General features: G+C 68.8%; 12 protein-coding genes. 8 read left to right on the top strand and 4 right to left on the bottom strand.

What is annotated here, in order from left to right; all coding sequences use genetic code 11:
- Window positions 1-32: 32 nt before the first annotated feature.
- Window positions 33-812 carry a TerC family protein gene (locus tag AC1DYP_RS17530; RefSeq protein WP_477047394.1) on the bottom strand — a complete coding sequence of 260 codons (780 nt, stop codon included), beginning with the start codon at window positions 810-812 and terminating at the stop codon, window positions 33-35.
- Between the two features lie 117 nt (window positions 813-929).
- Between AC1DYP_RS17530 and AC1DYP_RS17525 the strand changes: the two genes are divergently transcribed.
- From AC1DYP_RS17525 to AC1DYP_RS17505, 5 genes are all read left to right on the top strand, one after another.
- On the top strand, window positions 930-2,027 hold the full coding sequence (locus AC1DYP_RS17525) for an acyltransferase family protein (protein ID WP_477047411.1): 1,098 nt from the start codon (window positions 930-932) through the stop codon (window positions 2,025-2,027).
- A gap of 67 nt (window positions 2,028-2,094) precedes the next feature.
- The gene (locus tag AC1DYP_RS17520; RefSeq protein ID WP_477032399.1) at window positions 2,095-2,799 is read left to right on the top strand and encodes a CHAP domain-containing protein; all 705 of its coding nucleotides are present in this window, start codon (window positions 2,095-2,097) and stop codon (window positions 2,797-2,799) included.
- A 51-nt stretch (window positions 2,800-2,850) separates the two neighbouring features.
- The gene (locus AC1DYP_RS17515) at window positions 2,851-3,810 is read left to right on the top strand and encodes a magnesium transporter CorA family protein (protein ID WP_477047393.1); all 960 of its coding nucleotides are present in this window, start codon (window positions 2,851-2,853) and stop codon (window positions 3,808-3,810) included.
- Between the two features lie 67 nt (window positions 3,811-3,877).
- Window positions 3,878-5,125, top strand: coding sequence for a pentapeptide repeat-containing protein (locus AC1DYP_RS17510; protein ID WP_477047392.1), 1,248 nt, complete (start codon window positions 3,878-3,880; stop codon window positions 5,123-5,125).
- A gap of 241 nt (window positions 5,126-5,366) precedes the next feature.
- Window positions 5,367-6,692: a hypothetical protein gene (locus AC1DYP_RS17505; protein WP_477047391.1), complete on the top strand. Its 1,326-nt coding sequence runs from the start codon at window positions 5,367-5,369 to the stop codon at window positions 6,690-6,692.
- A gap of 49 nt (window positions 6,693-6,741) precedes the next feature.
- Here AC1DYP_RS17505 and AC1DYP_RS17500 read toward each other — a convergent pair whose 3' ends face one another.
- Window positions 6,742-7,632 carry a crotonase/enoyl-CoA hydratase family protein gene (locus AC1DYP_RS17500; protein WP_477047390.1) on the bottom strand — a complete coding sequence of 297 codons (891 nt, stop codon included), beginning with the start codon at window positions 7,630-7,632 and terminating at the stop codon, window positions 6,742-6,744.
- Between the two features lie 66 nt (window positions 7,633-7,698).
- Here AC1DYP_RS17500 and AC1DYP_RS17495 point away from each other — a divergent pair, with 66 nt between their 5' ends.
- Window positions 7,699-8,490, top strand: a complete 792-nt coding sequence (locus AC1DYP_RS17495) for an SH3 domain-containing protein (RefSeq protein WP_477047389.1) — start codon at window positions 7,699-7,701, stop codon at window positions 8,488-8,490.
- A 160-nt stretch (window positions 8,491-8,650) separates the two neighbouring features.
- Here the strand turns inward: AC1DYP_RS17495 and AC1DYP_RS17490 are convergent, their stop codons facing one another.
- Window positions 8,651-9,109: a DUF488 domain-containing protein gene (locus tag AC1DYP_RS17490; RefSeq protein ID WP_477047388.1), complete on the bottom strand. Its 459-nt coding sequence runs from the start codon at window positions 9,107-9,109 to the stop codon at window positions 8,651-8,653.
- Window positions 9,110-9,182: 73 nt separating this feature from the next.
- Between AC1DYP_RS17490 and AC1DYP_RS17485 the strand changes: the two genes are divergently transcribed.
- Entirely contained in the window at window positions 9,183-10,094 is a 912-nt protein-coding gene (locus tag AC1DYP_RS17485; protein WP_477047387.1) for an alpha/beta fold hydrolase, read from the top strand.
- A gap of 5 nt (window positions 10,095-10,099) precedes the next feature.
- A complete protein-coding gene (locus tag AC1DYP_RS17480; RefSeq protein WP_477032407.1) occupies window positions 10,100-10,456 on the top strand; it encodes an ankyrin repeat domain-containing protein in 357 nt (118 codons plus the stop codon).
- Here AC1DYP_RS17480 and AC1DYP_RS17475 read toward each other — a convergent pair.
- On the bottom strand, window positions 10,453-11,400 hold the full coding sequence (locus tag AC1DYP_RS17475; RefSeq protein WP_477047386.1) for a thioesterase family protein: 948 nt from the start codon (window positions 11,398-11,400) through the stop codon (window positions 10,453-10,455). The two genes, AC1DYP_RS17480 and AC1DYP_RS17475, sit on opposite strands and share 4 nt — an antisense overlap.
- Window positions 11,401-11,446: the final 46 nt, after the last annotated feature.

The following is an 11,446-nucleotide window of genomic DNA, read 5'->3' as shown; positions in this document are numbered from 1 at the left end:
GGACAGGCGCATGCGCCTGTCCCCGGCCGTTCCTAGTGCTTCTTGCCCCCGCCTTTCCTGCGCGACAGCATGTTCAGGCTCTCCACCCCGGCCGAGAAGGCCATGGCGGCGTAGATGTAGCCCTTGGGCACGTGCACCCCGAAGCCCTCGGCGATCAGCACCGCGCCGATCATCAGCAGGAAACCCAGGGCCAGCATCACGACCGTCGGGTTGTTGTTGATGAAGTTGCCCAGCGGGTCGGCGGCCAGCAGCATCACGGTCACCGCGACGATCACCGCGATGATCATGATCGGCAGGTGATCGGTCATGCCCACCGCGGTCAGGATCGAGTCGATCGAGAACACGATGTCCAGCAGGATGATCTGGAAGATCGCCCCGCCGACGTTGGAGATCGCCGCCGTCTTGACGTCCGGGGCGGACTCGTCGGCGTCGGGATCCATGCTGTGGTGGATCTCCTTGGTGGCCTTCCAGATCAGGAAGAGACCGCCGGCGATCAGGATCAGGTCACGCCAGGAGAAGGCCGTCTCGAAGGTCGGTTCGCCGTGAGAGAGCGGACCGGCCAGGCCCAGGTCGAACACCGGGGCGGTCAGGCCCACGATGAAGGCGATGGTCGAAAGCAGGACCAATCGCATGATCAAGGCCAACGAAATGCCGATCCGACGCACCCTCTGTCGATGTTCGGGCGGCAGCTTGTTGGAGAGGATGGAGATGAACACCAGGTTGTCGATGCCAAGCACGACTTCCATGACGATCAGCGTGACCAGCGCGGCCCAGGCGGCAGGGTCCGCGGCGAGTTGAAGGAGTTCGTTCATCGTACCGATCTAAGTTCGGGTTCGGAAAACGCGCCATCGCCTCCCCCTCAAGAGGCGCCGTCCATGCAAGGAACGCGACGGAAGCCCCCAGGCTTCGCCGAACCGAGAGTCGACATGATGCCAGACGCCGCCAATATCAAGCCCCTGACGGCCCTTCGGTTCTTCGCCGCCTTCTGGGTGGTGATGTACCATTACTGGCCGAACCTCTCGGCGGCGGCCCCGCCGGCGATGATCGGCAAGGGCTATCTGGGGGTCGAGGCGTTCTTCACCCTGTCGGGCTTCATCCTCTGCCATGTCTATCTGCAAGGCGTCGGGAACGGGCGGTTCCGCTACGGCGACTTCTTGTGGAACCGGCTGGCGCGGGTCTATCCGCTGCACCTGGCGACCCTGGCGGGGGTGGGGCTGATGGCAGCCGCGGCGGGCGTGGCCGGCATCGCCGTAGATCACAACATGCTGGCCTGGAGCGCTCTGCCGGCCAATCTGCTGCTGGTCCAGGCCTGGGGTTTCGCGCCGGTCTCGGGCTGGAACCATCCCTCGTGGTCGATTTCGGCCGAGTGGTTCGCCTATCTCAGCTTCCCGGCCTTCGCCTGGGCCGCCTGGCGGCTGCGCGAGCGGCCGCGCCTGGCCGTCGGCCTGGCCCTGGCCCTGATCGCTGTCCTCTATCCGCTGTTCCAGAAACTGGCGGGCTTTTCGCTGACCGAGGCGACGATCCGCTGGGGCTTCCTGCGGATCGTGCCGTGCTTCGCCTACGGCTGCGCCCTGCACGCCCTGTGGCGCTCGGGCGCGGTCACCGGCCGCTTCTCGGGCCTGGGCGCCTGCCTGGCGGGCGCCGCAGTGCTGCTAGCTGTGCAGTTCGGCGCCCCGGATCAAGTGATTGTCATGACCTTGGGCGGGCTGATCGTCACGCTGGCGGCCATGGCCGCGACCGGGTCGCGCGTCGCGACTCAGGCCCCGCTCGTGTATCTGGGCGAGATCAGCTATTCGACCTACATGATCTGCATCCCGTGGAAGATCCTGGCGGTCAATGCAGCGCTCAAGGTTCTGAAAATCGATGGAGATCAGCTGCCGCTCTATGCTTGGCTGTTGGTTGTCGCCGCGCTGGTTCCGCTGTCGGCGCTGTCCTACCACATCATCGAAAAGCCGGCGCGGGAGCACATGAAAGCTTGGGCGAAGGGGCGGAAACAGCGACGCCCTGCCACAGCTGAAGCCGGATAAACAGACTTTTCATATTTCCCTGCGAGGGTTATCCCTTAACCCTAGTGACGCGGGGAGTACCCACAGCATGACGAAACGGACGAGAGCCCTCTGGGGTTCCCTGGCCGCTGCCGCCATGATCAGCCTTGTGCCGATGTCCGGCGCGGTCGCTGACGGGTATTGGCAGTGCGTCCCGTTCGCGCGTCTGATGTCGGGAATCCAGATCTTCGGCGACGCCCGCACCTGGTGGAGCCAGGCGATCGGCAAGTACGATACGGGCTTCGTGCCCCGCGCCGGCGCGGTGCTCTGCTTCAAGCCGACCGCCCGCATGAACCTCGGCCACGTCGCCTTCGTCAGCCAGGTGCTGACCGACCGCGTGATCCAGGTGACCCACGCCAACTGGTCGATCATCGACGGCGGCCGCGGTCAGGTCGAGAAGGACGTCACCGTCGTCGACGTCTCGCCGGCCGGCGACTGGAGCGAAGTGAAGGTCTGGTACGACCCGATTCGCGACCTGGGCACCACGGTCTATCCGACCCACGGCTTCATCTATCAGAACAACCAGGCGGTCACGATCGCCGCCGCGACCAGCAAGCTGGCCCTGGCCCAGAACGCCGCCGTCTCGCTGGCCAAGTCCGCCGCCAACCAGGTCGCCGCCTCGGTGCGCGCCAGCTCGCCGCTGGACATGATCAACCAGGCCGCCGACTCGACCGACCGCATCGCGGCCCTGATCGCCCAATCGCAGTCCTCCACGCCGCCGCAAGACGCCGAAAAGCCGCAAGCCCCGCGTTGACGGCGTGCGCGCTCTGGGCCATGCCCGGCGTGTGAACAAGGCTGACTCCACATGTTGAGGGTGCTGCGCCATGGCGCGCCGGGTTTCGAGCCTGGCGGCTTGACGCCCGACTGGGTGTTGCCCGCCGACGCGGTGTGGATCGAGCTGGTCAGCCCGACCCGCGCCGAGGAAGTGGCGGTCGAGAAATCGATCGGCCTGCTGCTGCCCACCCGCGAGGAGATGGCCGAGATCGAGGCCTCCTCGCGCCTCTACCAGGAAGACGGCGGCACGTTCATGACCGCCACGGTGCTGGTCAACGCCGACGGCGACCTGCCCACGGCCGCACCGGTGACCTTCGTGCTGACCGGCGACCGGCTGGTCACCATCCGCTATGTCGAGCCCAAGTCGTTCGCGGCCTTCGCCGCCCAGGCCGAGCGCCAGCCCAGCCTGTGCCCCGGCGGCGCCCAGACGTTCCTGGGACTGCTGGACGCGGTGATCGACCGCACGGCCGACATCCTCGAGCGCACCGCCGCCGAGGTCGAGGGCCAGTCGAGGGTGATCTTCAGCCGGCCGCGCGGGGCGGCGTTCGAGGCGATCCTCAACCGCCTGGGCCGCGCCCAGATCGTCAACTCCAAGGCCCGCGACAGCCTGGTCAGCCTGGCCCGTCTGCTCAGCTTCGCCTCGCTGGCCGGCCAGTTCGAGGGCGACAAGGAACTGCGCGACCACCTCAAGTCGCTGCAGCGCGACGTCCAGTCGATCACCGACCACTCGGGCTACCTGTCGGGCAACATCACCTTCCTGCTCGACGCGGCCCTGGGCCTGATCAACATCGAGCAGAACGCCATCTTCAAGATCTTCTCGGTGTTCTCGGTGATGTTCCTGCCGCCCACCCTGGTGGCGGGGATCTACGGCATGAACTTCGCGCACATGCCCGAGCTGAACTGGCTGCACGGCTACCCGTTCGCCCTGGTTTTGATGGTCATCGCCGCGGCCGGGCCGCTGCTATGGTTCAAAAGACGTGGATGGCTTTGACTTTTCGAGATAATTCGAACGTTTCCTTAAAGATGGCGTGACACGGTTCGGCGAAAAGAGCCCTCGCATGTCCGCCGCCCCCTCAACTCAGCAGGCCGCTCGGCAGAGCCTGATCCGTTCGCTTTCGCCCAAGGCGCTGAGGGCAGCGATCGAGGCCCATGGCCGCTATCTGAAGGGTCTGCCGGCCGGGGTCCGCGCCAATCTCTCCTATGTCGATCTCGACAACGTCAACCTGGAGGGGGTCGACCTTTCCGAGGCCGACATGACCGGGGTTCGCCTGGCCGGCGCGCTGCTTTCGCGCGCCGTCCTGGCGCGGGCCACCCTGTACGGGGCGGACCTGCGCGACGCCGACCTGCGCGAGGCCAACCTCTCGCGCTGCGACCTGCGCGGCGTCTGTCTGCGCGGGGCCAATCTCAGCGGCGCCGACCTGTCCGGCTGCGACCTGCGCGAGGGCGTCACCGCCACCCAGGACAACGCCGAGGGCTTCAAGATCCTGCATCACCGCGCCCGCCGCGGCGAGCTGGACCACGCCGTGACCCGCGGGGCCCGGCTGGACGGCGCCCAGCTGGGCGACGCCTTCGCCCGGGTCGCCGACCTGACCGACGCGGACCTGGCCGGGGTCAGCCTGCAGGGCGCGCGGTTGAACAAGGCGACCCTGAACGGCGCCAATCTCTCCAAGGCCAATCTCTACAACGCCGACCTCAGCGGGGCCTCGCTGCGCCGCGCGGTGCTGACCGGCGCCGACCTGGCCGGGACCACCTTCGACGGCGCCGACCTGACGCAGGTGCTGCGCGCCCCGCCGCCGATCATCTATGTCGACGACGCGCCCCTGCACGAGATCCTCGAGGCGCACGAGCTGTTCGTGACCAGCGACGGCCGGGACGGCGCGCCGGCCAAGATTCCGATGGTCGACTTCCGGCCGCTCAAGCGCCTGAAGGGCCGCCGCCTGGCCGGCCTGTCGGCGCCGGGCGCGATCTTCTTCGGCATGAACCTGGAGAAGGTCGAGCTGCAGGGCGCCAACCTGTCTGAGGCTGATCTGCGCGGGGTCAATCTGCGCGGCGCCGACCTGCGCGGCGCGCGCCTCGTCGGCGCTCAGCTGTCGCGGGCCGATCTCTCCGGCGCCAAGCTGGGACCGCTGACCATCGCCCAGGGCCGGGTTCTGCGCACCGATCTCAGCCGCGCTGTGCTGCGCGGCGCTGATCTCAGCAAGGCCGACGCCCGCCGCGTCCGCCTGATCGACGCCGACCTGACCCGCTGCAAGCTGGACGGCTGCGACCTGACCAGCGCCGAGCTTCCGGACGCGATCGAGGCCTAACCGCCGCGCCGTCACGGCACCGGCGTTCGCTCCCATCGTAGCCGAGGCCGCCGATGTCGTCGGCCGAACTGACGCGACGTCTGGCGGCGGGCCTAGCGAGGACGGAGGTGCGTTCGTTTGTCGGAAACCCGACGATCAATCTATTTACTTGCGAGTATGTCGCACTATGCTGCCTCAGGTAGATTTCTAGGGATCGCCTCAGAGCGGTCCGTCTAGATCCGCATTAGGGGTGGAGGGGGCTATGGCGGCTGACGAGGCGGGAACCTCGGCGTTCGAGCAATCGCAAATCCTGATGGAGGAATTCGGCTCGGAGGCGAACTTCAACGCCCTGATGGCCGACGAGGCCAAGGCGCTGACCACGCCCGAAGGCATCGAGGAATTCCTGAAGAGCAAGCTGGAGGAGCTGGCCCGGGCCGGCGGCGGCGCGGCCCTGAAATGGGTGTCCGCCTCGCTGCTCAGGGTTCTCGGCCGGGGCGGCGGCGGCTCCGAACTGGAACAGATCAAGGCCATGCTGAACACGATCCTGGCGCAGCAGAAGCTGATCCTGGGCAAGCTGGCGGACCTGCTGTTCGAGGTGAAGTTCCAGCACCTGATCACCCGCGGCTATCCCTCGGTCCAGCAGATCGACAACCTCCAAACGCAGCTCGGGCATCTGTCGAACGTCGTGAACCCGGACGAGCGCAACCGCAGGGCGGCGGAGCTGAGGGCGGCGATCACCGACGTCAACGGCGGCACCACGGCCAGCCTGAAGGTCATCAGCGACGTCCTACTCGGCAAGGACCCCATGGGGGTCAGCGATCCGCTGATCCGCCTGTTCACCTCGCGCTGGCAACCGATCTTCCTCGGCCGGCAACTCGCGCCCGACACGCCGCTCAGCACCTACTGGCGCCGGCTGGACGAGTGGCTGCACGGGTTGTTCGTGGTCCAGTACATCGGCATGTCCCAACTGGCCAACGCCCGCGTCGCCGCCGGCGATTTCGAGACCCTGAAGCAGGAGATCGCCGACACCACCAAGAACATGGCGCTGCAGCGGGCCATGCTGAACGAGGCGATCCCGCAATGGACCCGGACCCTGCCGGCCTCCCTGACGGAGGGACGTCGGTACCTCGTGCGCGGTCCCCACATGCATGCGGGCCGATGGGACATCTCCCGTGTCCTGTACGGCGGTCGCGGGCTGGGATTCGTGGACCCCGAGACGCGCAGGCACTTCCCCCGGGAAGCCCCGAACGCGGAGATATGGCTGTTCCAGAAGCGCAACCCCAACGGCGGCCCCAACGCGCCCAACGCCCCCAACGACTGCTTCTTCCTGCGCCAGGGGCCACGGGATCGGTTCGTCGCCGTCGACAGAGGCAAGGTGGACCTCCGGCCGTACGCCGCATTGCTGCGGCTGGTGATGGCCCCGACAAACGGGCGACAGGGGTGGGGCTCCGAGCCCTTCGTGCCGGCGCTCGGGCTCGTCGGAGCCTCCGAGTACCTGTACTGGCAACGCAAGGACGACAAGATCGCCCCCGTCCTGGCCGGCGGGCTGGATCGGGCCGCCATCATCCAGATCGTTCCCGCGCCTTAGGCCGCCGGCTGCAGATCCTTCTCCCGCAAGGGCGAGGGGGCCGGATCGCTCACATCCGCTTCTTCAGCGGCACGAGGTCCGGATAGATCGGCTCGCGGTTCTGGGCCTTGGCCTGGAAGGCCTCCAGCATGTGCGGCGGCGAGAACATGCCCGTCTGCCAGGTGGCGATGTAGTCCAGCCCGTCCTTGATCGAGTGGTCGCGGGCGTAGTTGATCATCACCTTGCTGCCGGCCACGGCCAGCGGCGACTTCGCCGCGATCTCGCGGGCCGTGGCCAGGGCGTGGGCGACGACCTCCTCGTGCGTGGCGAACACCTCGTTGACCAGGCCGATCTCGCGGGCCCGGGCGGCCGGCAGGCGGCGACCGGTGTAGGCCAGCTCGCGCACCCAGCCCTCGGGGATCAGCTTGCACAGCCGCGGGAAGGTGCCGACGTCGGCGGTCATGCCGATGTTGATCTCGTGGATCGTGAAGAAGGCGTCGGCGCTGGCGTAGCGGATGTCGCAGGCGCTGGTGAAGTCCACCGCCCCGCCGATGCAGCCGCCCTGGATGGCGGCGATCACCGGCATGCGGGCCTCGTCCAGGCAGCTGAAGGTGTCCTGCAGGTGATGGACGTGGCGGCGGAAGCTCTCGGCGGCCACGTAGCGGTCGGCAGGGTCGCCGCCGGTGACGCCCTCGCCGTCGGTGAACACCGACAGGTCCATGCCGGCGCAGAAATGCTTGCCGGTCGAGGAGATGACGATGCAGCGGGCGCGGGCGTTGTCGTCGATGTCGCGGATGATCGCCGGCAGCTCGTTCCAGAACGCCCGGGTCATGGTGTTGAGGGCTTCGGGACGTTTCAGGCGCAGATGCGCCACGCCTGTCTCGATCTCGACATCGAAGCAGCTATAGTCTGGCTTGGCCTGCACGTTCCATTCTCCCTTATCGTTGATCACTTGTATCATGGGGACGTCAGGCGCCAACGGGCCTTCCTTCGAAGGTCCGAAGTCTTGCAGAGGAGACCTTCCCCCATGGTCAAGCATTCGATCGCCACCACCCTGTCCGTCGGCGCCGTTCTCGCCTCGCTGGTCGCCGCGCCGATGCCGGCGATGGCCCAGTCCAAGGGGATCGGCGGGCTGTTCGCCTGCGAGGGCTCGGGCAAGAAGCAGGAGGGCGGAGCCCTGATCGGCGCCGGCGTCGGCGCTCTGGTCGGCCGCGCCGTCAGCAAGAACGAAAAGACCCTGGGCACCGTGCTGGGCGCGGCGGCCGGCGCGGCGGCGGGGGCCTATATCGGCTGCCGCATGCAGTCGACCGACCAGGCCATGGCCCAGCAGGCCACCAAGAAGGCGCTGGACAACGGCCAGTCGGAGACCTGGAGCAATTCGCGCACCGGCGCCTCGGGCCGCATCGACGTGGTGTCGTCGTCCTACGGCCCGCCGCTCAGCGGCGACGGCCTGCGCTTCGAGCGCGGCGTGACGGTGCTGCGCAGCTACGACGCCGTCGGCGGCGACTACACCGCCCGCTCGACCGCCAACCTGCGCTCGGGTCCCTCGACCAGCGGCAAGGTGGTCGGCAAGCTGTCGGCCGGCGAGCGCGTCGAGGTGCTGGGCGGCGCGCCGAACAGCAACTGGCTGCTGGTGGGCCGCAACGGCTACGGCGCCGGCTACGTCTCGTCCTCGCTGCTGAGCCAGAGCGGCTACGGCCCGGCCCCCAGCTGCCGGGTCATCAACGCCTCGATCCGCACCCAGGGCGCCAACCCGACCACCGAGCGCTACAGCGCCTGCAAGGACACCAAGGGCGAGTGGCAGCTGACGGCGGCCTGATGAAGGCCTGAGCATGAGAGCACTTGCCCCCACCTGACGGCTTCGCCGTCTGTCCGCCCCCATAGGGGGCGGAGGAGTGGAACGCGGCGCGCTTCTTCCCCCTCCTGGGGGAAGACGGTCGCGAAGCGACCCGTAGGGGGCAAGTGTTCACCGCACGGCTTCAGAGATCCACCACCTCGCACTTCAGCCGGGCCCGGATCTCATCCGCCACGATCGCCCGGTGGCAGCACCGCGCCTCGGCCTCGTAGCAGAGCAGGGCGATGCGCTTCTCGCTCGCCAGGGCGGTCGCCTCGCCCAGCGCCACCTGCGCCGCCGGCTCTGCCAGGTGGGCGTGGAAGATTTCCCGCATCTCGTCGGTCCGCCCCCGCCGCGCCGCCTCGCGTCCCGCCTTGGGCGTACCCAGCGGCCGCAGGTGGACATAGTCGATCCCCTCGGCCCGCAGACTGTTTCCCAGCATGGTCTTGGAGAAGCCCGGCCGGCGCGAGGCGGCCACGGCGCGGACGTCGACCACCGTCTCGACGCCGGCGGCCTTCAGCCGGCCGATCATGCCGTCCAGCGTGTCGGTCTCGTAGCCGATGGTGGCCAAGGGGCCAGGGGGCGGGCTTGCGGGCGGTTTCATGGTTCCCTCCATGGACGACGTAACGCCGCGCGCCTACCTTAGGGACCAGTGGCCGCAACAGGAGCATCTCGCCATGGACGCGGCCGTCTTCCGTGAGCCTCGCCGACGCTTCATCCCGATCGCCAGCCGCGCCGGGGCCGGCGAGATGGCGGTGCTGGAGTTCGGACCCAACGACCGGCCGGTCGACGTGGTCTTCGTCCATGCCAACGGCTTCAACGGCCAGACCTATCGCGCCCTGCTGGCCCCGCTGTCGGCCGGCCTGCGGGTGCTGGCGGTCGATCAGCGCGGCCACGGCTCCAGCCGCCTGGCGGCCAATCCCGAGCACCGTCGCAGTTGGCTGGACCTGCGCGACGACCTTCTGGCCCTGCTGACCGCCCTGGACCAAACCCAGCCGGTGGTGCTGGCCGGCCACTCGATGGGCGGCACGGTCAGCCTGCTGGCCGCCGCCGCCGCCCCCGACGCCGTGCGCGGCCTGGTCCTGCTGGACCCGGTGATCATGCCGCGGATCATGGCCTTCTACGCCCACATGCCCTGGACCTCCGGCGCGCTGTGGAAGCACCTGCCGCTGGTGCAGGGCGCGCTGCGCCGCCGCGCGGTGTTCGACAACCGCGAGGCCGCCTTCACCGCCTATCGCGGGCGCGGGGCGTTCCGGACCTGGCCCGAGACGATGCTGGCCGACTATGTCGGCGGCGGCTTCAAGGATCGCGACGACGGCAAGGTCGAGCTGGCCTGCGCCCCCGCCTGGGAGGCCTCCAACTACAGCGCCCAGGCCCACGATCCCTGGCGGGCCATGGGCCGCATCCGCTGCCTGGCGCGCATCCTCAAGGCCGAGAAGGGCTCGACCGCCCATGTCGGCGACGGCGCGGGCCTGATGCGCCGCCATCCATCGATCCGTGTCGAGACGGTGGCCGGCGCCAGCCACTTCCTGCCGATGGAACGCCCGGACCTGACCCGGGAAGCGATCTTCGAGATGGCGACGGCCTAGGCGGCATGGCGCGGACGTTCGAACAGGTGGCGGCGCGCTACGCGACGCATCCGGAACTGGCCGGGGTGGCGCTGGCGGATCCCAACACCGTCGGCTCGGCCAAGGACGCCCTGCTGCACTTGGCGGCGCGCCTAGGGCAGGCGGAGGATGTCCGCGACCTCGTCCGCCTGGGCGGGCGGATCGACCTGCCAGGAGATCGCGGTTTCACGCCCCTGCACTACGCGGCGGCGGCAGGGCATGCGTCGGTGGTCGCGGCGCTGTTGGAGTTGGGCGCGAACCTGGACGCCAAGAACGAGTGGGACCAGACCGCGCTCGAGGTGGCGATGCTGGCGGACCAGGTGCATCTGTTCGAGCTGCTTTAGAGCGCCAGCCCCGCAACCGCCGACTTGCCCAGCTCGGCCCGTGCCGTGTCCGAGATCGGGGCCACCTTGCGGGCGTCGAGGTCGAAGGTGATGGCCACGGCCTCGGAGGTGCCCCAGGCCCGGCCGGTGGTGGGGTCCAGCATCCAGTGCACCACGCGCATGGCCTGGCCCTGCGTGCCGACCAGGCCCGAGCGCAGCTCGACCCGGTCGCCGGCCCGGGGCCAGGCCAGCTGGACCAGGCGATATTCCAGCACCGCCCCGCCGACCCGCGTCGGCTTGTGCTCGGCATGGGCGACCACGGTGTCGCGGAACGGGCCGATGAAGGCGCCGATGCCGTCCGAGACCCGGCCGATGAACTGCTCGGCGCGCATTCGTCCGAACACGTCGCAATCGGTCGGCGACAGGGCGCCCAGGCCGATCCGCTGCAGGCCCAGGGCGTCGGCGCGCTCCAGGCTGGCGGTGGTTTCGAACGGCGACAGGTCCAGGCTGCGGGCCCGCGCCTGTTCCGGAACCTCGACCTTCAGCGCGGTCGCCCGCTCATGCACGACGCGCGGCCAGGCGAAGGCCTCGCCCTCGCGCGGGGTGACGTGGGCGATGGTGGTCTGAAAGGTCGCCGCCAGCTGGCCGGTGGCGGTGTGGACCAGCAGCTGCAGCACCTTGGCCTCGGTGTCGGAGATCTCGATCACCCCGCCCAGCATGTGCAGGGTGGCCCCGGCATGGGCCTCGCGCAGGAAGCGGATGTGCTGCTCGCGGACCACCACGGTGGCGTTGGCGTAGGGCGAGAAGGCGTGCGGCAGCCCCAGCTCGGCCGCCAGCCCCGCCAAGCCTTCCATGGCCCGCACGACGTAGAAGCGCACGTTCATGTGCCCCATCTCGTCGCAGTCCCAGGTGTTCACGCCCCCGCGCCAGATCTCGACGCCGGGGAAGGGCTCAGCGGTCGTCATGGGCGTGTCCGGGATGGGTGAACGATTGTTCGAACCCTAGCGGCGT

Source organism: Caulobacter sp. P1_D6, from assembly GCF_056406095.1.
This window is presented reverse-complemented; position numbering and strand designations above follow the sequence as displayed.

Excerpts from the sequence above, each read along its gene's own strand:
- AC1DYP_RS17495 (WP_477047389.1), top strand. The coding sequence starts at position 7,699 with ATGGTCAAGCATTCGATCGCCACCACCCTGTCCGTCGGCGCCGTTCTC.
- AC1DYP_RS17515 (WP_477047393.1), top strand. The coding sequence starts at position 2,851 with ATGTTGAGGGTGCTGCGCCATGGCGCGCCGGGTTTCGAGCCTGGCGGC.
- AC1DYP_RS17525 (WP_477047411.1), top strand. The coding sequence starts at position 930 with ATGCCAGACGCCGCCAATATCAAGCCCCTGACGGCCCTTCGGTTCTTC.
- AC1DYP_RS17480 (WP_477032407.1), top strand. The coding sequence starts at position 10,100 with ATGGCGCGGACGTTCGAACAGGTGGCGGCGCGCTACGCGACGCATCCG.
- AC1DYP_RS17475 (WP_477047386.1), bottom strand. The coding sequence starts at position 11,400 with ATGACGACCGCTGAGCCCTTCCCCGGCGTCGAGATCTGGCGCGGGGGC.
- AC1DYP_RS17530 (WP_477047394.1), bottom strand. The coding sequence starts at position 812 with ATGAACGAACTCCTTCAACTCGCCGCGGACCCTGCCGCCTGGGCCGCG.
- AC1DYP_RS17505 (WP_477047391.1), top strand. The coding sequence starts at position 5,367 with ATGGCGGCTGACGAGGCGGGAACCTCGGCGTTCGAGCAATCGCAAATC.
- AC1DYP_RS17490 (WP_477047388.1), bottom strand. The coding sequence starts at position 9,109 with ATGAAACCGCCCGCAAGCCCGCCCCCTGGCCCCTTGGCCACCATCGGC.
- AC1DYP_RS17510 (WP_477047392.1), top strand. The coding sequence starts at position 3,878 with ATGTCCGCCGCCCCCTCAACTCAGCAGGCCGCTCGGCAGAGCCTGATC.
- AC1DYP_RS17520 (WP_477032399.1), top strand. The coding sequence starts at position 2,095 with ATGACGAAACGGACGAGAGCCCTCTGGGGTTCCCTGGCCGCTGCCGCC.
- AC1DYP_RS17485 (WP_477047387.1), top strand. The coding sequence starts at position 9,183 with ATGGACGCGGCCGTCTTCCGTGAGCCTCGCCGACGCTTCATCCCGATC.
- AC1DYP_RS17500 (WP_477047390.1), bottom strand. The coding sequence starts at position 7,632 with ATGATACAAGTGATCAACGATAAGGGAGAATGGAACGTGCAGGCCAAG.